26 protein-coding genes and 1 tRNA gene are annotated in these 24,830 nt (G+C 73.3%); 13 read left to right on the plus strand and 14 right to left on the minus strand.

Annotation, left to right across the window (positions count from 1 at the left end):
• Position 1 precedes the first annotated feature (1 nt).
• Genes GT358_RS13635 through GT358_RS13645 form a run of 3 tightly spaced genes read left to right on the plus strand, consistent with a single transcriptional unit; the run spans position 2 to position 3,092 of the window.
• Complete coding sequence (locus tag GT358_RS13635) at positions 2 to 1,072, plus strand: ABC transporter ATP-binding protein (protein WP_166583184.1); 1,071 nt, start codon at positions 2 to 4, stop codon at positions 1,070 to 1,072.
• The gene (locus GT358_RS13640) at positions 1,072 to 2,139 is read left to right on the plus strand and encodes an ABC transporter ATP-binding protein (RefSeq protein WP_166583185.1); all 1,068 of its coding nucleotides are present in this window, start codon (positions 1,072 to 1,074) and stop codon (positions 2,137 to 2,139) included. Before GT358_RS13635 ends, GT358_RS13640 begins: the two co-directional genes overlap by 1 nt.
• Positions 2,136 to 3,092, plus strand: coding sequence for a carbohydrate kinase family protein (locus GT358_RS13645; RefSeq protein ID WP_166583186.1), 957 nt, complete (start codon positions 2,136 to 2,138; stop codon positions 3,090 to 3,092). Before GT358_RS13640 ends, GT358_RS13645 begins: the two co-directional genes overlap by 4 nt.
• 4 nt (positions 3,093 to 3,096) lie before the next feature.
• Here the strand turns inward: GT358_RS13645 and GT358_RS13650 are convergent.
• A tRNA-Thr gene (locus tag GT358_RS13650) sits at positions 3,097 to 3,172 on the minus strand.
• 115 nt (positions 3,173 to 3,287) lie between these two features.
• Here GT358_RS13650 and GT358_RS13655 point away from each other — a divergent pair.
• Positions 3,288 to 4,163, plus strand: coding sequence for a hypothetical protein (locus GT358_RS13655; RefSeq protein ID WP_166583187.1), 876 nt, complete (start codon positions 3,288 to 3,290; stop codon positions 4,161 to 4,163).
• A 15-nt stretch (positions 4,164 to 4,178) separates the two neighbouring features.
• On the opposite strand, the gene GT358_RS13660 is transcribed toward GT358_RS13655, so the two are convergent.
• Positions 4,179 to 4,439, minus strand: a complete 261-nt coding sequence (locus GT358_RS13660) for a DUF2312 domain-containing protein (RefSeq protein WP_166583188.1) — start codon at positions 4,437 to 4,439, stop codon at positions 4,179 to 4,181.
• Between the two features lie 141 nt (positions 4,440 to 4,580).
• Between GT358_RS13660 and GT358_RS13665 the strand changes: the two genes are divergently transcribed.
• Positions 4,581 to 4,796, plus strand: a complete 216-nt coding sequence (locus GT358_RS13665) for a hypothetical protein (RefSeq protein ID WP_166583189.1) — start codon at positions 4,581 to 4,583, stop codon at positions 4,794 to 4,796.
• On the opposite strand, the gene GT358_RS13670 is transcribed toward GT358_RS13665, so the two are convergent.
• Entirely contained in the window at positions 4,793 to 6,142 is a 1,350-nt protein-coding gene (locus GT358_RS13670; protein ID WP_166583190.1) for an enoyl-CoA hydratase-related protein, read from the minus strand. The genes GT358_RS13665 and GT358_RS13670 overlap by 4 nt on opposite strands.
• A 92-nt stretch (positions 6,143 to 6,234) precedes the next feature.
• Here GT358_RS13670 and GT358_RS13675 point away from each other — a divergent pair, with 92 nt between their 5' ends.
• The gene (locus GT358_RS13675; RefSeq protein WP_166583191.1) at positions 6,235 to 6,648 is read left to right on the plus strand and encodes a TIGR01244 family sulfur transferase; all 414 of its coding nucleotides are present in this window, start codon (positions 6,235 to 6,237) and stop codon (positions 6,646 to 6,648) included.
• A gap of 17 nt (positions 6,649 to 6,665) precedes the next feature.
• Here the strand turns inward: GT358_RS13675 and GT358_RS13680 are convergent, their stop codons facing one another.
• The 5 genes from GT358_RS13680 to GT358_RS13700 all read right to left on the minus strand — a co-directional run bounded on the left by GT358_RS13680 (position 6,666) and on the right by GT358_RS13700 (position 12,283).
• Entirely contained in the window at positions 6,666 to 7,526 is an 861-nt protein-coding gene (locus GT358_RS13680) for a FliM/FliN family flagellar motor switch protein (RefSeq protein ID WP_166583192.1), read from the minus strand.
• 77 nt (positions 7,527 to 7,603) lie between these two features.
• The gene (locus GT358_RS13685) at positions 7,604 to 10,282 is read right to left on the minus strand and encodes an ATP-binding protein (protein ID WP_166583221.1); all 2,679 of its coding nucleotides are present in this window, start codon (positions 10,280 to 10,282) and stop codon (positions 7,604 to 7,606) included.
• A 2-nt stretch (positions 10,283 to 10,284) separates the two neighbouring features.
• Positions 10,285 to 10,545: a hypothetical protein gene (locus GT358_RS13690; RefSeq protein ID WP_166583193.1), complete on the minus strand. Its 261-nt coding sequence runs from the start codon at positions 10,543 to 10,545 to the stop codon at positions 10,285 to 10,287.
• A gap of 1 nt (position 10,546) precedes the next feature.
• On the minus strand, positions 10,547 to 10,915 hold the full coding sequence (locus GT358_RS13695; protein ID WP_166583194.1) for a response regulator: 369 nt from the start codon (positions 10,913 to 10,915) through the stop codon (positions 10,547 to 10,549).
• A 72-nt stretch (positions 10,916 to 10,987) separates the two neighbouring features.
• A complete protein-coding gene (locus GT358_RS13700) occupies positions 10,988 to 12,283 on the minus strand; it encodes an XRE family transcriptional regulator (protein WP_243730894.1) in 1,296 nt (431 codons plus the stop codon).
• Between the two features lie 222 nt (positions 12,284 to 12,505).
• Between GT358_RS13700 and accB the strand changes: the two genes are divergently transcribed.
• From accB to aat, 3 genes are read left to right on the plus strand one after another with little or no spacing between them, the layout of a single operon-like run.
• Positions 12,506 to 13,006, plus strand: coding sequence for an acetyl-CoA carboxylase biotin carboxyl carrier protein (gene accB, locus GT358_RS13705; RefSeq protein ID WP_166583195.1), 501 nt, complete (start codon positions 12,506 to 12,508; stop codon positions 13,004 to 13,006).
• Between the two features lie 9 nt (positions 13,007 to 13,015).
• Positions 13,016 to 14,371: an acetyl-CoA carboxylase biotin carboxylase subunit gene (accC, locus tag GT358_RS13710; RefSeq protein ID WP_166583196.1), complete on the plus strand. Its 1,356-nt coding sequence runs from the start codon at positions 13,016 to 13,018 to the stop codon at positions 14,369 to 14,371.
• 25 nt (positions 14,372 to 14,396) lie between these two features.
• A complete protein-coding gene (gene aat, locus GT358_RS13715; RefSeq protein WP_166583197.1) occupies positions 14,397 to 14,981 on the plus strand; it encodes a leucyl/phenylalanyl-tRNA--protein transferase in 585 nt (194 codons plus the stop codon).
• A gap of 4 nt (positions 14,982 to 14,985) precedes the next feature.
• Here the strand turns inward: aat and GT358_RS13720 are convergent, their stop codons facing one another.
• From GT358_RS13720 to gltX, 4 genes are all read right to left on the minus strand, one after another.
• On the minus strand, positions 14,986 to 15,438 hold the full coding sequence (locus tag GT358_RS13720) for a DUF2155 domain-containing protein (protein ID WP_166583198.1): 453 nt from the start codon (positions 15,436 to 15,438) through the stop codon (positions 14,986 to 14,988).
• Positions 15,439 to 15,446: 8 nt separating this feature from the next.
• Positions 15,447 to 15,896, minus strand: coding sequence for an outer membrane lipid asymmetry maintenance protein MlaD (gene mlaD, locus GT358_RS13725; protein ID WP_166583199.1), 450 nt, complete (start codon positions 15,894 to 15,896; stop codon positions 15,447 to 15,449).
• Positions 15,896 to 16,279: an NADH:ubiquinone oxidoreductase subunit NDUFA12 gene (locus tag GT358_RS13730; RefSeq protein WP_166583200.1), complete on the minus strand. Its 384-nt coding sequence runs from the start codon at positions 16,277 to 16,279 to the stop codon at positions 15,896 to 15,898. Before GT358_RS13730 ends, mlaD begins: the two co-directional genes overlap by 1 nt.
• A 78-nt stretch (positions 16,280 to 16,357) precedes the next feature.
• The gene (gene gltX / locus GT358_RS13735; RefSeq protein WP_166583201.1) at positions 16,358 to 17,680 is read right to left on the minus strand and encodes a glutamate--tRNA ligase; all 1,323 of its coding nucleotides are present in this window, start codon (positions 17,678 to 17,680) and stop codon (positions 16,358 to 16,360) included.
• 64 nt (positions 17,681 to 17,744) lie between these two features.
• Here gltX and GT358_RS13740 point away from each other — a divergent pair, with 64 nt between their 5' ends.
• The 3 genes from GT358_RS13740 (at position 17,745) to GT358_RS13750 (ending at position 20,198) form a co-directional block, all read left to right on the plus strand.
• Positions 17,745 to 18,137 carry a metallopeptidase family protein gene (locus GT358_RS13740; RefSeq protein WP_166583202.1) on the plus strand — a complete coding sequence of 131 codons (393 nt, stop codon included), beginning with the start codon at positions 17,745 to 17,747 and terminating at the stop codon, positions 18,135 to 18,137.
• Between the two features lie 110 nt (positions 18,138 to 18,247).
• A complete protein-coding gene (locus GT358_RS13745) occupies positions 18,248 to 19,174 on the plus strand; it encodes an MBL fold metallo-hydrolase (protein ID WP_166583203.1) in 927 nt (308 codons plus the stop codon).
• 76 nt (positions 19,175 to 19,250) lie between these two features.
• Positions 19,251 to 20,198 carry a 1-phosphofructokinase family hexose kinase gene (locus GT358_RS13750; RefSeq protein WP_166583204.1) on the plus strand — a complete coding sequence of 316 codons (948 nt, stop codon included), beginning with the start codon at positions 19,251 to 19,253 and terminating at the stop codon, positions 20,196 to 20,198.
• Positions 20,199 to 20,207: 9 nt separating this feature from the next.
• Here GT358_RS13750 and GT358_RS13755 read toward each other — a convergent pair whose 3' ends face one another.
• Complete coding sequence (locus GT358_RS13755) at positions 20,208 to 21,866, minus strand: NAD+ synthase (protein ID WP_166583205.1); 1,659 nt, start codon at positions 21,864 to 21,866, stop codon at positions 20,208 to 20,210.
• A 152-nt stretch (positions 21,867 to 22,018) separates the two neighbouring features.
• Between GT358_RS13755 and GT358_RS13760 the strand changes: the two genes are divergently transcribed.
• Positions 22,019 to 23,938: a 2-isopropylmalate synthase gene (locus GT358_RS13760; protein ID WP_166583206.1), complete on the plus strand. Its 1,920-nt coding sequence runs from the start codon at positions 22,019 to 22,021 to the stop codon at positions 23,936 to 23,938.
• Positions 23,939 to 24,044: 106 nt separating this feature from the next.
• Here the strand turns inward: GT358_RS13760 and GT358_RS13765 are convergent, their stop codons facing one another.
• Positions 24,045 to 24,710 carry an SDR family NAD(P)-dependent oxidoreductase gene (locus GT358_RS13765; protein WP_166583207.1) on the minus strand — a complete coding sequence of 222 codons (666 nt, stop codon included), beginning with the start codon at positions 24,708 to 24,710 and terminating at the stop codon, positions 24,045 to 24,047.
• Positions 24,711 to 24,830: the final 120 nt, after the last annotated feature.

Genomic DNA, 24,830 nt, shown 5'->3' on the forward strand with positions numbered 1-24,830 from the left:
GATGGCCGAGGTGGTCTTCGACGGCGTCTGCCGCCGCTACGGCGCGACCCTTGCGCTCGACCGGGTGTCGCTGACCGCGCCGGACCGGATGTTCACCGTGCTGTGCGGCCCGCCGGGCTGCGGCAAGTCGGTGCTGCTGCGCCTCCTCGTGGGGCTCGAGACGCCCGATGCGGGACGGGTGCTGATCGATGGGCAGGACGTGACCGACATGCCGCCCGCCCGCCGCCCCGTGGGCTACGTGCCCCAGAGCTTCGCGCTCTATCCGCATCTGAGCGTCCGCGACAACATCGCCTATCCGCTGCGGCTGGCCCGCGCGCCGGCCGCGCGCATCCGCGAGCAGGTCGCCCGCGTGGCCGAATTGCTGTCGATCGGCCACCTGCTCGACAAGACGCCCGACACGCTCTCGGGCGGCGAGAAGCAGCGCGTGGCGGTGGCGCGGGGCCTCTCGCGCGAGGCGCGGGTCTTCGTGCTCGACGATCCGCTCGTGGGCCTCGACTACAAGCTGCGCGAACGGCTGATGGCCGACCTCAAGACGCTGGGCGCGGAACTGGGGGCGACCTTTCTCTATGCCGCCTCCGACCCGCTCGAGACGCTGACCATGGCGCAGCGGCTGGCGGTGCTCGAGGGGGGGCGCCTCGTGCAGGCGGGCCCCGTGGAGGAGGTCTATGCCGAGCCCGCGGCCGAGGCAGCCCTGCGTCTGGTGGGCTTTCCGCGCGCCAACCTGCTGGCCGGCCGCCGGCGCGAGGGGGTGGTGGAGGCGGGGCCGCTGCGCTTTGCCGCCGGGGGACCGGACGGCGAGGTGCTGGTCGGCCTGCGCCCCGAGGCCGCGGGCCCGCCGGGCCGCGGCGTGGCGGGCGAGGGGGTCGTCACCCTGGTCGAGGATCTGGGCGCGGAACTCGTGGTCTATCTCGACTGCGCGGGCGAGGCCCTGACTCTGGTGCGGCTGGCCGAGGAGGGGGCGCCGGCGATCGGCACCACCTTCCGCTTCGGGGTCGATCCGGCGGACCTGATGCTGTTCGACCGCGCCACGGGCCTGGCGCTGGGCCGGGCGCGGGGGCGGGAGGCGGCCTGATGGTGGACATCGTGCTCGAGGGCGTGACCAAGCGCTTTGGCGCGCAGGTCGCGGTGGACCACCTCGACACCCGCTTCGCCTCGGGCGAGGTGACGTGCCTTCTCGGGCCCTCGGGCTGCGGAAAGACCACGCTGATGCGCATGATCGCGGGCCTCGAGACGCCGAGCGAGGGGCGCATCCTGATCGGGGGGCGCGACGTGGCGGGCCTGCCGCCGCGGGCGCGCGACGTGGGCATGGTGTTCCAGTACCCTGTCATGTACCCGACCCTGTCGGTCGCCGAGAACATCGAGGAGCCCCTGCGCCACGACCGCCGCCTGTCGGCCGACGAGCGCGCGCGGCGGGTGGACGAGATGCTCGACGTGCTCGACATGCGGGCCCTTCGCGACGCGCTGATCGACGAGCTGAATACCGGCCTGCGCCAGAAGGTCGCCGTGGGCCGCGCGGTGGCCCGCCATGCCGAGGTCGTCCTGTTCGACGAGCCGACCACCAACATCGAGGTCGACTCGAAGCTCCAGCTCATCCGGGCGATCAAGTCGGTGACGAGCCGGCTGCGCCAGACCATCGTCTATGTCACCCACGACCAGACCGAGGCGATGACCCTGGCCGATTCCATCGCGCTGATGGAGGCGGGCCGAATCGTCCAGCAGGACGCGCCGCGCGCCCTCTATGCCGCGCCGCGCACGCGCTTTGCAGGCTGGTTTCTCGGCAATCCGGGGATGAACTACCTGCCCGTCGCCTGCCGCGACGGCCGGGTCGAGGCCGACATCCTGTCCGCGCCGATCCCGCTGCCTGCGGGGGTGCAGGCGGGCGCGCTGACGCTGGGGGTGCGGCCCGAATGGATCACGGTCGGGGCGGGCCGGGCCGAGGGGGTCGTGACGGACCGGGTCATCGGCATCGGCGGGCGGCGGCTGCTGACCGTGCGCCACGGCGGCGAGACCCTGCGCATCAAGTGCGCCGCCGCCGAGGCTCCCCCGCCCGGCGCCCCCGTGCGCTTCTCGGTGCCGCCCGACCGCGTCGTGCTGTTCGACCCCGAGGGCCGCGCCCTCGAACACGGAGCCCCTTCATGACCGACGCCGCCGCGCCAGACGCCTCCATCATCGGCCTGTTCATCCTCGACGTGCTGGGCCGCCCCGTGGAGCGCATCCCCGAGGGCGGGCGCGTGGAGTTCATCGAGGAGATCCGCCTGACCGTGGCCGGGACCGCCGGAGGGACGGTGGTGGACGCGGCCAAGCTGGGGCTGCGCTGCCTCGCGGTGGGGGCGGTGGGCGAGGACGAGAAGGCCGATTTCGTGCTCGACCGGCTGGAGCGGCACGGGATCGACGTCTCGGGCATGACGCGCGTGCCGGGCGTGCCCACCTCGGCCACGATCCTCAACGTCCGGCCCAACGGCGAGCGGCCGGCGCTGCATGTGCGCGGCGCCTCGGACCATTTCGAGGTGGGACCCGACCTGCTCGAGCGCGCGCTCGCCGCGCCCATCGTCCATCTGGGCGGCACGGGCCTTCTGGCGCGCCTCGACGGGGAGCCGAGCCGCCGCCTGCTCGAGGCGGCCAAGGCGCGGGGGCGGACGACCACCTTCGACCTGATCGCCGCGCATGAAGGGACGCTGCCCCTAGTCGAGCCGCTTCTGCCCTTCATCGACTACTTCATGCCCTCGATCGAGGAGGCCGAGGTGATGTCGGGCCGGCGCGGCCCCGAGGATTGCGCGCGCTTCTTCCTCGACCGGGGGGCGGGCTGCGTGGTCCTGACGCTGGGCGGGGAGGGAGCCTTCTACGCGCACCGGGACGGCACCCGGCTGCGGGTGCCCGCCTTTCGCGTCGACGTGGTGGACACGACCGGATGCGGCGACGCCTTCGATGCGGGCTTCATCGCGGCGCTGCACCACCGGATGGACCCGGAGACGACCGTCCGCTTCGCCCAGGCGGCCGCGGGACTCGTGGCGACGGGGCTGGGGTCGGATGCGGGGATCCGCTCCTTCGAGCACACGCTCGATTGCATGCGCAGGTGGCCGGTCGCGGCGTGACGGATGGTGCCCCCAGACGGGATCGAACCGCCGACATCTGGTTTACAAAACCAGCGCTCTACCAGCTGAGCTATAGGGGCCCGGGAGCAGCGTAGCATTCCAGCCTCCCGGCCTACAAGGGGCGGCAGCCGACTGCCTTTCCTGCCGGGCGGCGCGGCTGTAACACCTCCCCGGCAGGACAGGGGAGCGCGCCGCATGGAGATCGCCTTTCACATCGGCGCCAATTGCACGGACGGAGACAGGCTGCTCAAGTCGCTCCTGCGGGACGTGGACCGTCTGGCGGAGGCCGGTGTCGCGGTGCCCGGCCCAGGGCGCTACCGCAGCATCCTGCGCGAGGCGGTAGCGGCCGAGATGCAGGGCCGGGGTGCGCCGGGCACGCGCGAGGTCCTGATGGATGCGATCCTCGACGGGCGCGAGACGCGGCGCGTGGTGCTGTCGAACTCCACCTTTCTGGCGCTGCCCGCCCGGCTTTTCGACGGGGGGGCCTTCTACGGCACGACCGCTGCCCGCCTGGAGGCGCTGCGCCGCCTCTTTCCCGGCGACCGGATCGAGCTGAACCTCGCGCTGCGCAATCCGGCGGGACTGGTTCCGGCCGTCTGGGCACAGGCCAAGTCGCGCGACATCGAGGGCTGGTTCGCGGGCGTCGGGCCGGAGCGGATCCGCTGGTTCCCGGTGATCGAGGCGATCCGCCGGAGCGCACCCGAGATGGGGCTGCGCGTCTGGTGCAACGAGGATGCGGCGCTCCTGTGGCCCGACATCCTGCTCGGACTGGCCGGACTCGGGGAGGGCGCGCCGCTCTCGGGCCGACACGACCTGCTCGAAGCCATCATGAGCCCCGACGGGCTCGAACGGTTCCGCTCCTACATGAGCCTCCATCCCGGGCAGACGGCCGAGCAGGAGCGCCGGGTCGTGGGCGCGTTTCTCGACAAGTACGCCATCGCGGCCGAGACCTGGGACGAGGCGGACCTGCCGGGCTGGACGGCGACGACCTTTGCCGCCGTCACCGAAGCCTACGAGGCGGATGTCGCACGGATCGCGGCAATGCCGGGCGTCACCTTCCTCCAGCCCTGAGGTCCGTCCGCGCCGCTACATGCCGAGGGCCTGCTTGTAGAGGTCGAGGATCGCCTCCTCCTCGGCGAGGTCGTCCTTGTCGCGCTTGCGGATGGCGATGATCTTGCGCAGCACGCGCGTGTCGTAGCCGCGACCCTTGGCCTCGGCCATGACCTCCTTCATCTCGTCCTGGAGATCCTTCTTCTGCGCCTCCAGGGCCTCGTAGCGCTCGATGAAGGCGCGGATCTCGTCGCCGGGGAGGGGATCGGTCTCCACCACGGACAGATGGGCAGGCATGGGCTTTCCCTTTCTTGAACGGCTGCTCGGGCCAAGCTGTAGGCGGGCGGCGGCGATTCCCGCAACCCTCGGCGGCCGCCCTTGCGCGGGGTCCCGGACCGGGCTAGGCGGCCGGGGCACAGACGGAACGGAGGGCGGCGCATGGCGGCGCTGATCTGGATCGGAACGGCGCTGGCGCTGGCGGGGCTGGCGGGGATCGTCTGGAGCGGGCTGGCGGTGCTGCGGGCCAAGCGGTCCGGTCTCGACGACGCCGCGCTCCGGGCGCGCATGGCCGGGCTGCTGCCCGTCAATCTCGCCGCCCTGTTTCTCTCGTTTCTGGGCCTGATCTGCGTGGCGGTCGGCGTGATCCTGAGCTAGGCCGCCGGGCGCAGCCCCGCCCCGAAGCCGGAGGCCGCCATCTCGCGCAGCAGGGGCGGTGCGGACCAGACCGGGTCGTCCGCCGCCCAGGCTTCCATGTCCCGCAGCAGGATGTCGGGGCGTTCGAGCGCGGCGGCGCCGAAGGGACCGCCCGAGAGCGCCGGCACCCCGAGACCGATCACCGCCAGCGCGTCCACGGTGGCCGGGTCGTCCACCGCCCCCTCGGCCAGAAGGCGGGCCCCCTCGGCCACGAGCGCCGCGAGGAGCCGGCGGCGGAGCGGCAGGCCGGCGGGTCCGGCGCCGCCCGTCTCGCCGCCGAAGGGTCCCGACGGCATTCCCCAGTCCACCAGCGCCGCGTCGATCCGGCTGCGCGGATGGCCCAGCCGCGCCAGTGCGCCCGCGGCCTGCCCGAGCGCGGTGGCCAGCCGGTCGGCCAGCGCCTCGCCGGCGGGGGTCAGCCGTCGCACGCCCCCCGCCCGGACCACGAGCGCCGGCGGCGCCTGGCGCTCGGCGAGGAAGATGCGGCGCAGGGCCTGCGCCTCGGGGCGCGCCGCCATCTCCTCGCGCCGGGCCCGCTCGTAGTCGAGACCCTGCCGCCAGGGCAGGAGCAGCGCCGCCTCGACGCAATCGGCGATGGCCAGCCCGGCCGGGTCCGCGACGTGCCGGCGGGCGCCGGCCACGGCCGCCAGATGGGCGGCGGGGTCCAGCCGGTCGCGGCGGAGGTGGGCCGGCCGCGGGCCGAGGCCGCGCGCCACCAGCGTCCGCGCCAGATCGCAGGCCGCCCGGCGGACGCATCCGGTCGGAATCCCGTCCACGAGGCCGAGGCGGAGCGCCTCGGGGGCTGCGAGGGCCTGACCCCCGAGGAGCAGGTCGAGGGCGGCGGCCGCGCCGATGAGGCGCGGCAGACGCTGGGTCGCCCCCGCCTCGGGGACGCGCCGCAGCGCCAGGTCGGGCCAGGCCAGCGAGGCGCCGGGCGCCGCAAGGCGCCAGTGGGCCGCCAGGGCGAGGCCCGCGCCCGTGCCGAGGGCCGGCCCCTGCAGGGCCGCGATCACCGGCCGGTCGGCCGACTCGAGGCGGTCTGCGACCGCATCGGCCGCAGTCGGTCCACCGGTCCCCTCCTCCCGCAGATCGGCGCCGGCGCTGAAATGACGCCCGTCGGCCGCGAGCACCACCGCGCGGACAGAGCGGTCGCCAAGCGCCGCATCGAGACAGGCCAGCACGGCGCCGAGGGTCCTGCGGCAGAGGGCGTTGACCGGCGGGGCGCGCAGCACGATCAGGGCGATCCCCTCGCCGCGGCGAAGCTCCACGCCGGGCATGGCGCTGTCGTGGCCGGAGCGTTCGGTCATGGCTGCCCTCCCGGCGGAGAGGATGGGCCGGAACGGGCTGGGGATAAATCCCCTCGCTGGACGGACAGCGGACGCTGCGGTAAGCGTGCCGCATGGAGATCCGCCGACTGTCCGCCGACTATGCCGTCTCTCCCCAGATCGCGCCGGAGGATCTTCCGGCCGTGGCGGAGGCGGGGTTCCGCACCGTGATCTGCAACAGGCCGGATGCGGAAGTGCCGCCCGGCCTCGGGGCGCAGGCGATCCGGCAGGCCGCCGAGGCCGCGGGGCTGCGCTTCGTGGAGAACCCCGTCACCCATGCGACGGTGGATGCGGCGCGGATCGCGCGGCAGGCCGAAGCGATGGAGGCGGGTCCCACCCTCGCCTACTGCGCCTCGGGCACGCGGTCGGCGATCCTGTGGGCGCTGGGTCAGGCGGGCCGGATGCCGGCCGATGCCATCCTGGCGGCGACGGGGCGGGCGGGCTACGACCTCGCGGCGCTGCGGCCGCGCCTGGAGACCGGCGGCTGACGGAAGGCCGAGGGGGTTCAGGGCTGCGGCAGGGACGCGGGCCCGGCGCCCCCGGCGGGCGGGCCGTCGAGCCGGACGGCACGGCGCCCACCCGCCTGACCGAGGCGCGCCGTCGCGCAATCCGTGCCGTCCGGTGCAACCAGCCGGACCGAGGCCGCATCCGCCCCCGGCAGCGGCACGACCATCCCTGCCTCCCAGCCCTCGAGCGCGGAAAGCTCCACCGGAATGCGCGCAAGGATCACGTCGAGGCGGGCCTCGGCCTCCAGAAGCGCGGGCGGTCCGGGGGACGCCGCGACGGGGCGTCGCTCAGGGGCGGGCCGGAGCAGGGTCAGACCGCCCTCGCGCCCCTTGGGGCCCAGATCGAGGGTCATCCGCACCGCCCGATAGGCGCCGTCGGTCAGGACGAGGGCCGCATCGCGGGCCGAGCCGAGCCGTTCGGCCGGACGGGGAGCCGGACCGGATGCCGCCCTGTCGGAGACCGCCTCGAACCCGGCCAGAAGCGCCGCGAGGAAGGGCGCGGCCAGCGCGGCATCGGTGCCGGTGGAGGGCCGCGGATCGGGGGAAAGGGGCGAGGGCGTCCCGGCGAGCTGCGCCTCGATCAGGGCATCGCGCAGACCGGCATCGAGGGCGGCCAGACCCGCCGGGTCGCTGCCCTGCCGCAGCAGCACGATCAGCAGGTCGTCCCCGAGATCGGCCAGAAGGTCGTCGAGCGGCGCCTCCTCCTGCCGCAGGCCGAGGACGGTCAGGCGCAGTCCGGCCCCCTGTTCGGCGGCCCGCACCACCGCAAGCCGCAGGCTGCGCGTGCTCCCCTGCGCGTCCGCGCGAAGGCCCCCGGAGCGCAGCAGCCGGCGCAGCCCCGTCCCCTGCCCCGCCTCCATCGTCCACCCCCGGCCGATTCGCGCCTGCCTGAGTCCTGCTTACCGACAAGGCGTTAAGATCGGGTTAACGGGCGCGCTCATTCGGCCGCCCGGGCCAGGCCGGCCGGCAGGACGACTCGGAAGGCGGCTCCGCCCTGACCGGGCAGATAGGCGATGGACCCGCCCAGCCGGGCCATGACCTCGCGGCAGATGGCCAGACCGAGTCCGGCGCCGTCCGGTCCTTCGCGCCAGCTGCCGCCGAGGCGGGTGAAGGATTCGAAGACGAGTTCGCGCTCCTCGGCCGGGATGCCGCGCCCGTTGTCCACGAAGTCCACGATGACCTCGCCCGCGCGCCGCCGCACGGCGATGCGCAGCTCCGGCGAGGGCGCGTCGCAGTACTTGCGGGCGTTGGAGACGATGTTGATGAAGACCTGCGCGAGGCGGTCGAGATCGGTGACGACCGGCACGATCTCGGAGGAGGGGTCGCGGATCACCCGCAGGCCCGATCCGGGCAGCACGCCCGCGGCCGCCAGCGCCCGGTCGATGACATCCGAGAGATAGCCCTCGCGCCGGTCGAGGCTGAGCCGGCCCTCCTTGAGCACCGACAGGTCCAGGAGGTCGTCGAGCAGCCGCGTCAGGCGCTGGGCCTCGGCCTCGACGATCCCGGCAAAGCGGCGGCGTTCGTCGGGGCGCAGATCCTCCTCGCGCAGGATGGCCGAAAAGGACCGGATCGCGGTCATCGGGGTGCGCAGCTCGTGGCTGATGCGGCTCAGGAAGGCGTCCTTCTGGGCGGCGAGGCGGGTGAGCTTGGCATTGGCCTCGCGCAGCGCGCGCGCGGTGCGCTCGGCCTCGGCCGACTTCTGCTCGAGCCGGGCGGAATATTCGATGATCTGCTGCGCCTCGCCCGCAACGGCCATGAGGTCGTCCACGCTGACCTCGCTGCCCTTGGCCAGTCCGCCGACCATCGCATGGGCGGCCGCGGCTCCGACCGATCCGGCCAGTTCGCGCTCGAGCCGGGCGAGGAACACGGGCGTGGTGTCGGGCAGGTGGCCCGACTTGCCCTGCCGTTCGGCCTCCTCGCGGAAGAGGTCGAGTGCCGCGTCGCGGCCCAGCAGGCGGGAGGCGAAGACCAGAAGCGCCTCCGGTTCGGCGGCGGCGCGCCCCAGCGCGCGCGGAGCGGGGCCGCGGTCGAACACGTTGACGAAGCTCTCGCCCTGGAGCCGTTCGAGGGGGGTGGGGAAGGTGACCAGCGAGACGAGGACGAACAGCCCCGCATTGACGAGGAGCGACCACATCACGCTGTGCAGGAGCGGGTCCAGCCCCTCGATGCCGAACAGGGCCCGGGGCCGCAGCCAGGACAGGCCGAAGGCGCCCTCGGCCATCACAGAGGCGGGCAGGACGCCGAAGGAGGGCAGGAACAGCGTCCAGGCCCACAGGGTCGCGCCGGCGGCGAGCCCTGCCGCCGCGCCGCGTGCGGTCGCGCCGCGCCAGATCACGCCCCCGACCATCGCGGGCAGGATCTGGGCGACCCCGGCAAAGGCGATCAGGCCGATGGCCGAGAGGGCCGTCCCCGCCCCCGTCAGCCGGAAGTACAGATAGCCGAGCGCGAGCACGCCCGCGACCGAGAGCCGCCGCGCGATCAGGACCACGCGGCGCAGCTCGCCGGCGGTCTGTTCGGCGGGGCGGGCGCGCAGCCAGAGGGGGGCGACGATGTGGTTGGAGATCATCGTGGCCAGCGCGATGGTCGCCACGATGACCATGGAGGTGGCCGAGGACAGCCCGCCGAGGAAGCTGAGCAGCGACAGCCCCTCCTGTCCCTCCGCCAGGGGCAGCGTCAGCACGAACAGGTCCGGGTTGGACCCGGCCGGCAGCCGCTCGAGCCCGACCACGGCGATGGGCACCACGAACAGGCTCATCAGGAAGACATAAAGGGGAAAGGCCCAGCCCGCGACGGCGAGGTGGCGTTCGTCGTCGTTCTCGACGACCATGACCTGGAACATGCGCGGCAGGGTCAGAAAGGCCGCGGCGGACAGGAAGATGAGGCCCGCCCAGCGGCCGCGTTCGCCCGTCCACATGGGCACCGGAGCGTTCTCGATCCGGGCGAGCGTCTCGGCCACGCCGCCGGCGAGACCCCACACCACGAAGGCCCCCACGGCGAGAAGCGCCACGAGCTTGACGACCGCCTCGACGGCGATGGCGATGACGATGCCGTGGTGGCGCTCGGACGGGTCGAGGTTGCGCGTGCCGAACAGGACGGTGAAGGCCGCAAGGCCCACGGCCGTCCAGAAGGCGACGAGGCGCAGGTCGCCCGCGACGAGGCCGTTCTCGCCGCGGTCGGCGATGGCGGCAAAGGACAGGCTGATCGACTGGAGCTGGAGCGCGATATAGGGCGTGATGCCGGCGACCGCGATGGCGGTGACGAGCGCCCCGAGGGGAGCGGACTTGCCGAAGCGCGAGGAGATCAGGTCGGCGATGGAGGTCACCCGCTGGGTGCGGCCGATCCGCACGAGCTTGCGCAGCGTCCACCACCAGCCGACCATCACGAGCGAGGGGCCGAGATAGATGGTCAGGAACTCGAGTCCCGAGCGCGCGGCGTAGCCCACGGCGCCGTAGAAGGTCCAGGCGGTGCAGTAGATGGACAGCGACAGCGTGTAGACCCAGGGCGAGCGCAGCCAGGCGCCGCGACCCTCGCGCTGGCGCCGCTCGGCCAGAAAGGCGACGGCGAACAGGAGCGCCACATAGGCGAGCGAGGCGGCGACCAGCGTCTCGAAGCCCAGCGTCACGGCTCGTCCCCGTCGGCGCCCGACCGCAGCAGCCGCGACAGCAGCGCCGCGAGCGCGATCAGCACCGCCCAGAGGCCGAACAGGTAAAGGAGGGCCGCGGCGTTGCCGGGTGCGCCCGGCTCGCCCGGAGCGCCCCAGGCGAGCGGCACCAGAAGCAGCGCCAGCCCGAGGGCGGGCAGGAGGCGGGCGGCGTCGCGGATGCGTTCGATGCGGTAGCGGCGACGGTCGAGAAAGGGCGGGCGGGGCTGGCGGGCCATCTCATCCCCCGGCGAGGCGGCGCACCTCGGCCACGAGTTCGGCATTCGCAAAGGGCTTGGTCATGAAGCCGGTCGCGCCGAGGCGCAGCGCCAGGTCGCGGTCGCGCTCCTGGCCGCGGGCGGTCAGCATGAGCACGGGAATGGCCGCCGTGACCGGGTCCGCCCGGAGGTCGCGCAGCACGTCGAAGCCCGACCGCCCCGGCAGCATGGCGTCGAGCACCACGAGTTCGGGCGCCCCGGCCCGCGCCCGGTCCAGCGCGGTGGCCCCGTCGGCATGCGCGTGGACGGTCCATCCGGCGCGCGTCAGGATGAAGCTCACCGCCTCGACGATGCTGGGCTCGTCCTCCACGAGCAGGACGCGGCGGGCCACGACGCTCCTCCCAAGCTGCCGCTCGGGGGAGTATCGGGGCGGACCCCGGACAAGGCAAGGGTGCGCCGGTCCCTAGCGGAGAATGGACGGCTCGCGGCGGCCGGGGCAGCGCTCGCGCAGGCAGAGCCGGCAGCCGGGTCCGACGGGCCTGAGCGGGACGGCGGCCGTCGCCGGCGGCGTCCCCGGCGCGGGACAGGCGACCATCACCGTCTCGAGGCAGGGCGTCTCGTCGGGCGCGGCCGGCATCCGGTATTCGGCCACGGCATGGCAGAGAAACCGCGCCCCCTCGGCCTCCGGCATCTCGGCCAGGGCACGAACCGGGCGGCCGGGCTGGGCGAGCGCCTCGAACAGCGGCCAGAACGGGCAGGCCGCCTCGCGCGGCAGGGCGAAGCCCTCGATCCGACGGCGGTGCAGGAGCGTTCCGCTCGCATCGGCGATGGCGAGCGCGAAGCGGGGATGGCCGCCCGTCGGCGGCAGCGCGACCAGACGCCGCATCACCTGGACGAGCGGCCGGCCGGTCCGGCGCGCCAGGCGCACGGGGTCGTGCTCCTCCTCGAGGGCGGCCTGTCCGAAGGGGCCGAGCGGCAGGGCGGCGGCATCCTCGGCGCAGAGCGCGAGCCAGCGCCTGAGCGCCTCGCCCGCAGGTCCCTCCGGCAGCGGCCCCGCCACGGGCTCGCCGGTCTCGATCTCCGGCAGAAGATGATCGCGTGCATCGAGCCACAGTTCCGCCTCGTCGGGCGGAGACAGCGCGGCCGGCACGCTGCGCTCGGGCGCCTCGAGATAGCGCATGAGGGCGCGGCTCGCCTCGGCCAGCGCCTCGCTGTCGCCGCGGATGTTGGCCAGAAACCGGTCGCGCCAGTCGCGGTCGAGATCGGGATCGTCCGCCAGGATGCCCGACGCCGCGCGGATGGAGGTCACACCCGACAGGACACGGTGGAGCGCGGCGGCGAGATCGCGGTCGTGGCTGAGCCGCGCGGCCAGTTCGGTGACGCGCAGGCCCAGCGCATCGATGCGCTGCGCCTGATGCAGCACCAGACCGGCCCAGCCGGGAAAGCGCTCGGCCATCTCGCGGACGCGGGACGCCTCGGGCGCGGGACGCAGCCCCGCCTCCTCGCCCGAGGCCGCGGCGGCGCGCAGGGCCTGGAGGCGGGCCGGGTCGGCCACCTCCGCCAGAAGCGCGGGATCGGTGCGCAGAACCCGCGCCAGATCGAGCAGCAGCTTGCCGCCGATGCGGCGCCGGCCGTGCTCGATGAGGTTCAGGTAGGACGGGGAGATGCCCACCATCTGGGCGAGCTCGGCCTGCCTGAGCCCGATCTCCTGCCGGCGCTCGCGGATGCGCGCCCCCATCGGTCCCGGTCCGTCGCCCATCGCTCCTCCCTGACGGCGAGACTAGGCCGGCGCGCCCCGGCGCGCCACCGGCGCCGCAGCGGGGTCGCCACGCGGGACGCCGCCCCGGCCGCTTTGCAAGACGCCCGCCCTTCGCCTATAGCTGCCGGACAACCGGCTCCGGTCGCCCGCCGTCACGGGGCGCCGGAAGCGCGGGGCGGGGCCGCGGCGACGGTCGAAAGCGAGGGAAGCAAGGGCAGCCACATGGCCGACAAGGACACGCACGACAGCGACGTGAGCTTCATCCGCGCGCTGGCCGAATTGCTGCGGGCCAACGACCTGACCGAGCTCGAGGTCAAGCGCGACTTCGGCGAGAACGACAAGCTGGTGGTGCGCGTCTCGCGCGGGGGGCCGCCGGTCGTGGCGCAGATGGCCCTGCCCGCTGCCGCGATGCCCGCACCGGCGCCCGCCGCCCCGGCCCCGGCGCCCGCCGCCGCGGCGGGGCCTGTCCCGTCCGATCCGGCGGCGCATCCCGGCGCGGTGACCTCGCCCATGGTGGGGACGGTCTATCTCCAGCCCGAGCCGGGCGCGCCGCCCTTCGTCACCGTGGGCAGCCAGGTCAAGACGGGCGACACGCTGCTCATCATCGAGGCGATGAAGACCATGAACCAGATCCCCGCACCCCATGCGGGGACGGTCAAGCGCATCCTGGTCGAGGACGGCGCCCCGGTCGAATACGGCGCCCCCCTCGTGATCATCGAATAGGCCGGGCGGATGTTCGACAAGATCCTGATCGCCAATCGCGGCGAGATCGCGCTGCGCGTCGTGCGGGCCTGCCGCGAGATGGGCATCCGGTCGGTCGCCGTCCATTCCACGGCCGATTCGGACGCCATGCACGTGCGCATGGCCGACGAGGCGATCTGCATCGGCCCGCCGCCCTCGGCCCAGAGCTATCTGAGCTTTCCCGCCATCATCTCGGCCTGCGAGATCACGGGGGCGCAGGCGATCCATCCGGGCTACGGGTTCCTGTCGGAAAACGCGGCCTTCGTGCAGGCGGTGGAGGATCACGGCATCGTCTTCATCGGCCCCTCGGCCGAGCATATCCGCATCATGGGCGACAAGATCACCGCCAAGGAGACGGCGCGCAGCCTCGGGATTCCGGTCGTGCCCGGATCGGAGGGGGGCGTGCCCTCGCTGGCCGAGGCGCGGCGGATCGCCGGGGAGATCGGCTATCCGGTCATCATCAAGGCCACCGCGGGCGGCGGCGGGCGCGGCATGAAGGTGGCGCGCGACCCGGCCGAGCTGGAGCTGGCCTTCGGCACCGCCCGCTCCGAGGCCAAGGCGGCCTTCGGCAACGACGAGGTCTATCTGGAGAAGTACCTGGCCCGGCCGCGCCACATCGAGGTGCAGGTCTTCGGCGACGGGCGGGGAACGGGCGTCCATCTGGGCGAGCGCGACTGCTCGCTCCAGCGGCGCCACCAGAAGGTGCTGGAGGAGGCCCCGAGCCCCGCCATCACCGCCGAGGAGCGCGACCGCATCGGGCGGATCTGCGCGGACGCGGTGGCGCGTCTGGGCTATTCCGGGGCGGGCACGATCGAGTTCCTCTACGAGGACGGGCAGTTCTTCTTCATCGAGATGAACACGCGCCTGCAGGTCGAGCACCCGGTGACCGAGGCGATCCTGGGCGTGGACCTGGTGCGCGAGCAGATCCGGGTGGCGGCCGGCCTGCCGCTGAGCTTTGCCCAAGAGGACCTGCGCATCAACGGCCACGCGATCGAGGTGCGCATCAATGCCGAGAAGCTTCCCCATTTCGCCCCCTCGCCGGGGCGGATCACGCAGTACCATGCGCCCGGGGGCCTCGGCGTGCGGATGGATTCGGCGCTCTATGACGGCTACCGCATCCCGCCCTTCTACGATTCGCTCATCGCCAAGCTGATCGTGCACGGCCGCGACCGCCCCGAGGCGCTGGCGCGGCTGGGCCGCGCGCTGGGCGAGCTGATCGTGGACGGGGTGGACACGACAGTGCCGCTCTTCGAGGCGCTGCTGGAGGAGCCGGCCATCCGCGCAGGCGAGTACGACATCCACTGGCTGGAGCGATGGCTGCGCGAGAGGATGACGGCCGCCTCGTGACCGGCCGCGCCGGGGGGGCGCCGGCGTGAGGGGAGAGGCGCTGTCCCCGGACCTGCTGCTGCGGGCCTACCGGACGGGCATCTTCCCCATGGCCGAGAGCCGGGACGATCCCGACGTGTTCTGGGTCGAGCCGCGCCGGCGCGGCGTCCTGCCGCTCGACGGGTTGCGGATCTCGCGCAGCCTGGCCCGGACCATCCGGCGGGGGCGCTTCAGGGTCACGTTCGATACGGATTTCGAGGGCGTGGTCCGCCTCTGCGCCGACCGGACCGAGACCTGGATCAGCCACGCGATCGAACGCGCCTATGGCATCCTGCACCGGGAGGGCCACGCCCATTCGGTCGAGGTGTGGGACGGAGACGACCTGGCCGGCGGCTGCTACGGCGTCGCCATCGGCGCGGCCTTTTTCGGGGAAAGCATGGCCTCGCGCCGGCCCGACGCGTCCAAGGTGGCGCTGGTCGCGCTGGTGGAGAGGCTGCGGGCGGGCGGGTTCCGTCTGCTCGACACCCAGTTCCTGACGCCGCATCTCGCCTCGCTGGGGGCGGTCGAGGTGGACCGGGCGACCTACCGGCGGCTTCTCGCGGAGGCGACGGCGGCGCCGGCGCGCTGGTAGGGGGTCACGACCTCAGGCAGCGCAGCGCCCAGACGTCGTAGCGCGGATGGTCCATCGCATGCAGGGCGGGCGCCGAGGCGATCAGCCAGCCCTGGAACAGGGTCTCGCCGTCGCGCGCGTCGTGGATCGAGACCAGCGCGAAGGCATCGCCCGCGGGATTGTCGGCCGGGTGGCGGCATTCGGCCATGGCGATCACGAGGCTGCCCAGGCGCGCCTCCTCGCCCTGCCGCAGCTCCAGATCCGCATAGGACCCGTCGATCTTGTCGAGCACCCGCAGCACGCCGCCGGCGGCCCCCGTTGCGGCGCCGGGCGCGGCCGCGACCCGCTCCGCCGTTGCCTCGTCCGGCCCCTGGACGGGGGCCGTCCGCGTGGGCGGCACGAGCGTCAGCCGCTCCTGGGCGGGGGCGGCCGTCGCGGCCAGAAGGCCCGACAGCAGGAGCGCGAGCGGTCCCGGCATCCTCCCCGTCATCCGTCGCTCCCGGCCGAGACGTATTGCAGCAGGAGGTTGAGCAGGCTGACCGCGCCCTGCGTGTCCACGATCTCGCCTCCGTCCGGCAGGGCCTCGAAGCTGGCGCCCGGAACGATCTCGACGAAGCTGCCGCCGAGCAGCCCCTCGCTCGCCACGACGGCCGAGGAATCCTCCGGAATGGCAAGGCCGCCGAGGAGGGTGAGTTCCGTCTGCGCCCGGAACGTCTCCGGATCGAGGCGGATGGCGCTGACGGAGCCGATCTTGACCCCCGCCATGCGCACGTCGCTGCCCAGGCTGATCCCTTCCACCGAGCGGAAGCTGGCGGTCAGGCGCTGGCCGCCCGCGGGGGCGGCATAGCCGGAGGCCTGAACGGCATAGAGCAGAAAGCCGAGCGCCGCCGCCACCACGACCGCGCCGGCCGCGACCTCGACGGGGTTTTCGCGCATCAGTCGGGTCTCCAGGCTTCGTAGTCGCGCCGTTCCACCGGAACGGGATTGCGGATGGAGCCGGGGGGCGCGTAGGCCAGATCGGTCCCGGTCAGGTTCGGCAGATGCGGCTTCTCCCAGGGCCGGCGCGGCAGGGGCCGTTCGGAGGGCGGCTCGTCATACATGCGGTGGAGCCAGCCGAACCATTCGGGCGGCACGCGCGAGGCTTCGGCCTCGCCGTTGTAGACGACCCAGCGGCGCCGGTCGTCGGCCGTGCGGTAATAGACATGCCCGAACTCGTCCTCGCCCACGCGCAGGCCGTGGCGACGGGTCCACAGGCTGGTGCCGATCGTGGGGCCGTCCCACCAGGCGAAGATGCGCTTGACGCCGGTCCAGAATCCCATGGGTGCCTCGCCTCCGATGCGCCTTCCTTGCAATGCGGGCCCCCCGGGGTCAACGGGGCGCGCCCCGCGGCCGGCCGCTCAGGCGAGCGATGGCCGGACCTGCAGGAGCGGCATCAGCGCGGCCATGTCCGGCCCCGCATCGCGCCCCGTCACCAGCCGGCGCAGCGGCAGGAACAGCGCCCGCCCCTTGCGGCCCGTCTCGGCCCGCAGCGCCTCCGTCCAGGCGGCCCAAGTGTCGGGGCCGTAGGGCGGATCGCCCAGCCGGCGGGCGGCCTCCTCGACAAAGGTGCGGTCCTCGGGCGCGGCGGTGCCGGCATGGCCCTGCGACAGGATGCGCCACCACTCCGCCACCTCGGCCATGGTGCCGAGATTCTCGCGCAGCGCCTCCCAGAAGGGGGCGCGGAGCGGCTCGGGGATGCCCGCCGCGGCCAGGACGGGGTCCGCTTCGGCCAGAGGCTTGCGCGCGATGGCGGCGCGGGTGAGCGGCCAGAGATCCTCGGCGTCGAACTTGGTCGGCGCGGCGCCGAAATGCCCGAGGCGGAAACCCTCCACCACTTCGGCCACCGAGCCGCGCAGCTCCACCGGATCGGAGGAGCCGAGCCGCGCCATCAGCGACAGGACCGCCATCGGCTCCACGCCCCGGGCCCGCAGGTCGCGCAGCGACAGCGTGCCGAGCCGCTTGGAGAGTCCCTCGCCCCCCGGCCCCGTCAGCAGCGAATGATGCGCAAAGCGCGGCACGGCATGGCCCAGCGCGCGCAGGATCTGGATCTGGGTTGCGGTGTTGGTGACGTGATCGGCGCCGCGGACGATGTCCGTCACGCCCATCTCCCCGTCATCGACCACGGAGGCGAAGGTGTAGAGCCATTGCCCGTCGGCCTTGCGGATCACCGGGTCCGACACGCTCTCGGCGTCGATCGAGACGGGTCCGAGAATCCCGTCCTCCCATTCGATCCGGCCGGGATCGAGGCGGAAGCGCCAGTGCGGCGACCGCTCGGCGCGCAGCCGGGCGCGCTCGGACTCCGACAGGCGCAGGGCGGAGCGGTCATAGACCGGGGGGCGGCCCATCGAGAGCTGCTTCTTGCGCTTGAGGTCGAGTTCGGCCGGGGTCTCCCAGGCCTCGTAGACCCGCCCCTCGGCCGCCAGCCGCGCCAGCGCCGCCTCGTAGGCCGCGCCGCGGGCCGATTGCCGCTCCTCGCGGTCCCAGTCGAGGCCGAGCCAGCGCAGATCCTCGCGGATGGCCTCGGCATATTCCTCGGTCGAGCGGTCTGGGTCGGTATCGTCGAGCCGCAGGATGAAGGTGCCGCCCCGCTGCCGCGCGATGGCATAGTTGAACAGCGCCGCGCGCAGGTTGCCGACGTGCAGAAAGCCCGTGGGAGAGGGAGCAAAGCGGGTGGTGGTCATGGCGGCTCCGGGATCGGTCCGACCGCCCTTCCACAGCCGCCCGGTTTTGTCCATATGGGGCGCCATGGACCACGTTGCCCCCACTCTCGACGAGATCGAGGAGATCGCCCGCGAGACCGTCGCGAACCTGCCCCCCGCCTTTCGCGAGGAGGCGCAGAAGGTCGCGATCCGCGTGGCCGACTTCGCCCCCGACGAGGTGCTGGAAGAGATGGAGAGCGACCCGTTCGACCTGACGGGTCTCTATGACGGGGTGCCCCTCACGGAGAAGTCGAACTGGGACGTGCCGCAGAAGCCCGATACCGTCTGGCTGTTCCGCCGCCCCATCCTCGACGAATGGGCCGAGCGCGGCGACGTCACCATCGCCGACCTCGTGGCCCATGTGACGATCCACGAATTCGCCCATCATTTCGGCTGGTCGGACGACGACATCGCCGCCATCGACCAGTGGTGGCACTAGGCGGCGCACGGGCCCTGCGCGGCGGCACCCTGGCGGGCGCGGGCGCGGGACCTACCTGCAGGCGGTGAGGGCGGCGGAGCGCCGCCGCCGTGCTGCCGGGGAGATCCGCTATGACGCTCAGCCGCCGCTCCGCCCTGCTGACGGGGGCCCTCCTGCCGCTCGCCGCCCCGGCGCTCGTCGGGCTGCGGCCCGCGGCGGCGCAGGATGCCTCGGCCGTCCCGCCCCTCGGGCCCAGCCGGACGATCCCCTTGGGCGCATGGCGGGTAAGCGCGCTGCTGGCCGGGATGGGTCGCATGGAGGACCCGCAATCGACCTTCGGGCTCGACGTGGATGCCGAGACGTTCCGCGCCGTCTCGGAGGAGAACTTCGTGCCGGCCGACCGCACGGTGGGTTTCTTCACGCCGACCCTGGTCGATACCGGGGCCGAGCGCATCCTGTTCGACACCGGGCTCGAGCCGGGGGGACTGGTCGCGGCGCTGGAGCATGCGGGCTACGCGCCCGCCGACGTGACCCATGTGGTGCTGACCCACATGCATCCCGACCATGTGGGCGGCCTGGTCGGTGCCGCGGGCGAGCCCACCTTTCCCGCGGCGACGATCGTTGCCGGCCGCACCGAGTTCGACTTCTGGGCGGGCCAGGAGAACGAGATGTTCGACACGCGCGTGCGGCCCCTGGCCGACGGCATCACCCTGATCGAGCCGGGGGATGCGGTGCGCGAGGGCGTGGAGGCGGTGGACGCCTTCGGGCACACGCCGGGCCATCTGGCCTTTCTGCTCGAATCGGAGGGCGAGCGGCTGATGCTGACGGCGGACACCGCCAATCACCATGTCTGGTCGCTCGGGCGGCCCGACTGGGCGGTGCGCTTCGACATGGACCGCGAGGCGGCGGCCCGGACGCGGCGGCGCCTCCTGGGCCGGATCGCGGACGAGCGGATGGCGATGCTGGGCTATCACCTGCCCTTTCCGGCGATCGGCTTCGTCCAGCGCGACGGGGAGGACGGGTTCCGCTGGGTGCCCATGACCTACCAGTTCCTCTGACGGGCGGAGCTGCGGCACCCGATTGCCACGGCGGCCGTCGCCCGGCATGGTCGCGCCGCCTGCCAACGGGGGAGCCATGCGCGACATCCTGACCGTCACCCTGAATCCCGCGCTCGACTATGCCACGGGGGTGGACAGCGTCGTGCCGGGCGTGAAGCTGCGCTGCGACGCGCCGATCATGGATCCCGGCGGCGGCGGCATCAATGTCAGCCGCGCCATCCGCCTGCTGGGCGGGGAGTCGCGCACCTTTGTCGCCCTGGGCGGCCGCAACGGCGAGACGCTGGCCGAGCTGCTGCGCGAGGCGGGTCTGTCGGTGATCGTGTTCAAGGCGCCGGGCGAGACGCGCTCCTCGCTCTCGGTGCTCGACCGCAACCGGGGCGAGCAGTACCGCTTCATGCTGCCCGGCCCCCCCTGGGCGGTGATGGACGTGATCGCGGCCGAGCAGGCGGTGGTGGAGGCGGCCGCGGAGGGCGGTCTGGTGGTGATCTCGGGCACGCTGCCGCTCGGCGTGCTGCCCAACGTGGTCCCCGACCTCTGCGGCAAGCTGCACGGCAAGGGCTGCGAGGTGCTGGTGGACATCTCGGGCCCGGCGCTGCACCTGATCGCGCGCGGTGGGGGCCCCCAGCCCGACATCCTGCGCATGAACCAGGAGGAGGCCGACGACCTGGCCGGTCATCCGCTGCCCAACTTGGAGGCCAGCGCCGACTTCGCCCAGCTTCTGGTGCGGCGCGGCGTGGCGCGGGTGGTGATCGTGGCGCGCGGGCCCGAGGGCTCGGTCATGGCGACCGAGGGCGAGCGGTGGCATTCGCGCGCGGCCAACGTCCCGGTGCGCAGCAAGGTCGGCGCGGGCGACACCTTCGTGGGCGCCTTCACGCTGGCCCATGCCCGGGGCGAGGCCCTGCCGCAGGCCCTGCAGAAGGCCGTCGCCGCCGCCTCGGCCGCGGTGATGACGGAGGGAACCAAGCTCTGCCGGCGCGACGACGCCGAGCGTCTGGTCGCGCTCTGCCCGCTCAACCCGATCTGACCGGGCCGCTCAGCCCGGATCGCGCCAGCGGTTGACGATCGGATAGCGCCGGTCGAGCCAGAAGGCCCGGCGCGTCAGCCGGGCGCCCGGCGCGGACTGGAAGCGCTTCCACTCCGCGCCGTAGAGCAGGGCCTCCACCTTCTTGACGGTGGCGCGGTCGTGGCCCACGGCGAGGCAGTCCTCCACCGAGCCGTCCCCCTCGACGAGGATCTCGAGGATCGAGTCGAGGACGGGATAGGGGGGCAGCGTATCCTCGTCCCGCTGGTCGGGGCGGAGTTCGGCCGAGGGGGGCTTGTCGATCACGCGGGGGGGGATGACCTCGCCCGGAGGGCCCTTCATCCACGGGCGGTGATGCGCGTTGCGCCAGCGGCAGGCGGCAAAGACGCGCGTCTTGTAGAGGTCCTTGAGCGGGTTGTAGCCCCCCGCCATGTCGCCGTAGATCGTGGCATAGCCCACGGCCATCTCGCTCTTGTTGCCGGTCGTCAGCAGCATCTCGCCGGTCTTGTTGGACAGCGCCATCAGCAGCAGGCCGCGCAGCCGCGACTGCACGTTCTCCTCGGCCACGCCGGGCTCGGTGCCGGCGAAGAAGGGGGCGAGCGCCTCCGAGACGGCGGCATGCGGCCCCTCGATCGGGATCGTGTCGAGGCGGCAGCCCAGCGCGCGGGCGACGGCCTCGGCATCCCGCAGGCTGCCTTCGGAGGAATAGCGCGAGGGCAGGCGCACCCCGCGCACCCGGTCGGGCCCGACGGCATCCGTCGCCACTGCCGCCACCAGCGCCGAATCCACCCCGCCCGAGAGCCCGAGCAGCACCCTCTCGATGCCCGACTTGGCGAGGTAGTCGCGCAGGGCCAGCACCATCGCGTGATAGTCCATCTCGGCCGCGTCGGGGCGCGGGGCACAGGGTCCCTCCGCGGCCACCCAGCCGTTCGGGGTGCGGCGGAAGTCCACGTGCTCCACGGCTTCCTCGAAATGGGGCAGGCGGAGCGCCACGCCCCCGTCGCGGTTGAGCACGAAGGAGCCGCCGTCGAACACCTGGTCGTCCTGCCCGCCCACGAGGTTGAGATAGACGAGCGGCAGCTCCGTCTCGGTCACGCGCGCGCGCATGCGGTTGAGCCGGACGGTCCACTTGCCCCGGTCGTAGGGCGAGCCGTTGGCCACGAGCAGCAGCCCCGCCCCGGCCGCGTCCATCCGGGCGGCCACGGTGGGATACCAAGCATCCTCGCAGATGGGTGTGCCCACGCGCAGCGGGCCGAGGTCGAAGGGCTCTCCCGGCGGACCGGGGGTGTAGTGGCGCCGCTCGTCGAAGACGGTGTAGTTGGGCAGTTCGTGCTTGAGCACGCGCCCCGCCACGCGCCCGTCGCGCAGCAGCCAGTAGGCGTTGAAGAGCGCGCCCCCCTCGGCCCAGGGGCCGCCGATGGTCAGCGGCGGGCCGTCCGCCAGCGTGCGGGCGAAATCCTCGATCCGCCGCATGGCGTCGCGGTGAAAGGCGGGCTTCATCACCAGATCCTGAAGCTGGTAGCCCGTGGCGAACATCTCGGGCAGCGCCACGAGGTCGGCGCCGGCCTCGCGCCCCGCCTCCCACGCGGCACGGGCCTTGGCGAGGTTGCCCTCGATGTCGCCCAGCGTGGCGTTGAGCTGGCCCAGGGTCAGGCGGAAGCGATCGGTCACGGCCGGTCTCCCAGTGGATCGTGTCGGCAACCTAGCAGAGGCGGCCGGGCCGGAAAGCCTCTCGCCGGATGGCGCGTCCCGGCGGCGATGTTGTCACAGGGGCCGGGCGCGGATAGTCTGTTGCCCAAGCAAGAACGGGGTCGGGGGCGGGCATGGGACGGCGGACGGGCGGGCGGCTTCTGGCGGGCGGGGCGATGGCCCTTGCTCTGGCCACCGGCGCGGCGGGACAGACCGTCGAGACCAAGCAATACGAGGATGGCGGCATCTACGAGGGGCAGTTCCTCAACGGCCGCCAGCACGGCCAGGGGACCTATCGGCTTCCCAACGGCTACGAATATACCGGCGAGTGGTTCGAGGGCGAGATCCGCGGGCAGGGGCGGGCCGTGTTTCCCAACGGGTCCGTCTATGAAGGCCAGTTCGCGCGCGGCAAGCCCGAAGGTCAGGGGCGCATCACCTTCGCCGATGGCGGCACCTATGAGGGGGAATGGTCCGACGGACGCATCACCGGCACGGGCGTCGCGGTCTATGCCAACGGCGTGCGCTACGAGGGCGAGTTCCAGAACGCCATGCATCACGGCCGCGGGACCATGACGACGCCCGACGGCTATGTCTACGAGGGCGACTGGGTCAACGGCGTCAAGGAAGGCGAAGGCCGGATCGTCTATCCCGACGGGCTGATCTACGAAGGCACGCTCGTGGGCGGGGAGCGGCAGGGGATCGGCCGGCTGACGGCCCCCGACGGCCTGATCTTTGTCGGGGAATGGTCCGGCGGCGAGATCCAGGGGCGCGGCTGCCTTCTGCGGCTGCCCGAGGGCATCGCGGGCGAGGAGGGCGCGGCGCCCTTCAGGCTCGAACGCACCGACGCGGGCGATTGCGTGGTCGAGCGCACGGGCGCGGCCGGACCTGCGGCCGAGACGGGGGCCGAGGGTCCTGGCTACGAGCTCTACGAGGGCGAGTTCGTCGCCGGCCGCCGCGAGGGTCAGGGCCGTGCCCTCTACGCCAACGGCGACCGCTACGAGGGCGGCTTCCGGAACGACCTGCGGCACGGGACGGGCACGTTCACCGGCGCGGACGGCTACGAATATTCCGGCTCCTGGGTCGAAGGCCGCATCGAGGGGATCGGACGGGCAGTCTATCCGGACGGATCGGTCTACGAAGGGCCGTTCCGGGGCGATCTCGCCGATACCAGTTCGGACTGCCCCGCACCCGATGCGCGCGCCCTGATCGCGCGGCTGGACGCCGCCGCAGCCCCGGCCGCCATGTCCGGTCCGGACATCGAGGGGGCGGCGTCCGACCCGGGAGAGGCCGATCCGCCCGGGACCGACCCGCCCCCGCCGGCCGGGCCCGAGAACGGAACCGACGCGCCGGAGGCGGACACCGCGCCCGAAGCGCCGCCGTTCCCGGAAGCCTCGGCCGATTGCCCCTTCGTGCCCGGGCGCATCGTCTATGCGGACGGATCGAGCTACGAGGGCGAATGGCGCGCCGGCGCGATCGAGGGGGCAGGCATCGCCACCTATGCCAACGGTCTCGTCTATGCCGGCGAGTTCAGGGCGGGGCGGCAGAACGGCTTCGGCCGGATGACCTATCCGGACGGCTACATCTACGAGGGTAGCTGGGTGGACGGCCAGCGCGAAGGCACGGGTCGGGCCGTCTATGCCGACGGCACTGTCTATGAAGGGGAGTTCCGCGACGGACAGCGGCACGGCCGGGGCCGGATCGTCATGCCCGACACGACCGATGCCGAAGGCAACACGGTGCGCGGCTTCACCTACGACGGCGAATGGGAGAACGGCGAGATTTCCGGGCTCGGCATCGCCACCTACGGCAACGGGGACGTGTACGAGGGGATGTTCCGCAACGGCCGGCGCGAGGGCGAGGGAACCATGCGCTACGCGTCGGGGACCCAGGAAACCGGCCAGTGGCGCGACGGCGCCTTTGTGGTGCCGCCCGGCGGCTCCGTGCCCGGACCGGACGATCCCGGAGCGCCCGGAGCGGACACGCCGCCCGCCGAGCCCCCCGCCGACCCCTCGTCCGGGGCCGACGCATCCTCCGGGGCGCCGACCGGCGGCTGATCGCCTCCGCCCCCTCCGGGCCGGGCTGCCCCCCGGCGCGACCCGATCCCGATCCGGTATCCGCAAGGCAGGCGGCCGGGCCGGGCTTCCCCCGGCCTTCCCGGCCCTACCAGGGCAGGACGGCACCCCGGTGGTCGCGGAACGTGCCCGATTCCTCCGGGCCCAGCCCGTCGAGCACGCCAAGCAGGCGCCGCGCGGATTCGTCCGCGCCGATCTTGCCGTGGGCAGGGTTGTAGCCGGCGGTGAAGGGCGTCTCCACCGTGCCGGGATGGAGGGCCGCGACCACGGCCTGCGGATGCGTGCGGGCGAGCTCGATGGCCGCGTTGCGCACGATCTGGTTCAGCGCCGCCTTGGAGGCGCGGTAGCTGTGCCAGCCGCCAAGCTGGTTGTCCCCGATCGAGCCCACCCGCGCCGACAGCACGCCCAGAACCGACCTTTCCCGCCGCGGCAGCAGGCGCGGCGCGTGCCGCAGCACGAGGGCGGGGCCGATCGCGTTGACGGCGAAGGTCTCGGCCATGGCTGCGGCGTCGATGTCGCGCAGGGCCTTCTCGGGACCCCTGCCCTGCGGCGCGAGGATGCCGGTTGCGACCAGCATCCAGCCGAACGGCCCCTCGATCCCGCCCAAGACCCGTTCGACCGAGGCGGGGTCGCGCAGGTCGAGCCCGTCCCCGCGGCGGCTGAGCCCCACCACATCGGCCCCCCGTTCGGCGAGCGCGCGGGCCAGTGCGGCGCCGATGCCGCCCGAGACGCCGATGACGAGGGCCCTGTCCATGCCGGCCGAGCTAGGCCGCGCAATGGGTCCGAAAAGGCCCTTTCCCTTGTCCGCGCCTGCCGCTAGGCTTTCTGTCCATGACGCAGGCCGCTCCCCTTCTGCTCCTTAGCCGCCTCTGAG

The sequence above is a fragment of the Rubellimicrobium sp. CFH 75288 genome (assembly GCF_009904055.1).
Classification (GTDB): Bacteria; Pseudomonadota; Alphaproteobacteria; order Rhodobacterales; family Rhodobacteraceae; genus Rubellimicrobium.

What these genes read in the sequence shown, in the direction of transcription:
- GT358_RS13635 (WP_166583184.1), top strand. Translation starts at nt 2, where the DNA reads ATGGCCGAGGTGGTCTTCGACGGCGTCTGCCGCCGCTACGGCGCGACC.
- GT358_RS13640 (WP_166583185.1), top strand. Translation starts at nt 1,072, where the DNA reads ATGGTGGACATCGTGCTCGAGGGCGTGACCAAGCGCTTTGGCGCGCAG.
- GT358_RS13645 (WP_166583186.1), top strand. Translation starts at nt 2,136, where the DNA reads ATGACCGACGCCGCCGCGCCAGACGCCTCCATCATCGGCCTGTTCATC.
- GT358_RS13655 (WP_166583187.1), top strand. Translation starts at nt 3,288, where the DNA reads ATGGAGATCGCCTTTCACATCGGCGCCAATTGCACGGACGGAGACAGG.
- GT358_RS13660 (WP_166583188.1), bottom strand. Translation starts at nt 4,439, where the DNA reads ATGCCTGCCCATCTGTCCGTGGTGGAGACCGATCCCCTCCCCGGCGAC.
- GT358_RS13665 (WP_166583189.1), top strand. Translation starts at nt 4,581, where the DNA reads ATGGCGGCGCTGATCTGGATCGGAACGGCGCTGGCGCTGGCGGGGCTG.
- GT358_RS13670 (WP_166583190.1), bottom strand. Translation starts at nt 6,142, where the DNA reads ATGACCGAACGCTCCGGCCACGACAGCGCCATGCCCGGCGTGGAGCTT.
- GT358_RS13675 (WP_166583191.1), top strand. Translation starts at nt 6,235, where the DNA reads ATGGAGATCCGCCGACTGTCCGCCGACTATGCCGTCTCTCCCCAGATC.
- GT358_RS13680 (WP_166583192.1), bottom strand. Translation starts at nt 7,526, where the DNA reads ATGGAGGCGGGGCAGGGGACGGGGCTGCGCCGGCTGCTGCGCTCCGGG.
- GT358_RS13690 (WP_166583193.1), bottom strand. Translation starts at nt 10,545, where the DNA reads ATGGCCCGCCAGCCCCGCCCGCCCTTTCTCGACCGTCGCCGCTACCGC.
- GT358_RS13700 (WP_243730894.1), bottom strand. Translation starts at nt 12,283, where the DNA reads ATGGGCGACGGACCGGGACCGATGGGGGCGCGCATCCGCGAGCGCCGG.
- accB (WP_166583195.1), top strand. Translation starts at nt 12,506, where the DNA reads ATGGCCGACAAGGACACGCACGACAGCGACGTGAGCTTCATCCGCGCG.
- accC (WP_166583196.1), top strand. Translation starts at nt 13,016, where the DNA reads ATGTTCGACAAGATCCTGATCGCCAATCGCGGCGAGATCGCGCTGCGC.
- GT358_RS13720 (WP_166583198.1), bottom strand. Translation starts at nt 15,438, where the DNA reads ATGCCGGGACCGCTCGCGCTCCTGCTGTCGGGCCTTCTGGCCGCGACG.
- mlaD (WP_166583199.1), bottom strand. Translation starts at nt 15,896, where the DNA reads ATGCGCGAAAACCCCGTCGAGGTCGCGGCCGGCGCGGTCGTGGTGGCG.
- GT358_RS13730 (WP_166583200.1), bottom strand. Translation starts at nt 16,279, where the DNA reads ATGGGATTCTGGACCGGCGTCAAGCGCATCTTCGCCTGGTGGGACGGC.
- gltX (WP_166583201.1), bottom strand. Translation starts at nt 17,680, where the DNA reads ATGACCACCACCCGCTTTGCTCCCTCTCCCACGGGCTTTCTGCACGTC.
- GT358_RS13740 (WP_166583202.1), top strand. Translation starts at nt 17,745, where the DNA reads ATGGACCACGTTGCCCCCACTCTCGACGAGATCGAGGAGATCGCCCGC.
- GT358_RS13745 (WP_166583203.1), top strand. Translation starts at nt 18,248, where the DNA reads ATGACGCTCAGCCGCCGCTCCGCCCTGCTGACGGGGGCCCTCCTGCCG.
- GT358_RS13750 (WP_166583204.1), top strand. Translation starts at nt 19,251, where the DNA reads ATGCGCGACATCCTGACCGTCACCCTGAATCCCGCGCTCGACTATGCC.
- GT358_RS13760 (WP_166583206.1), top strand. Translation starts at nt 22,019, where the DNA reads ATGGGACGGCGGACGGGCGGGCGGCTTCTGGCGGGCGGGGCGATGGCC.
- GT358_RS13765 (WP_166583207.1), bottom strand. Translation starts at nt 24,710, where the DNA reads ATGGACAGGGCCCTCGTCATCGGCGTCTCGGGCGGCATCGGCGCCGCA.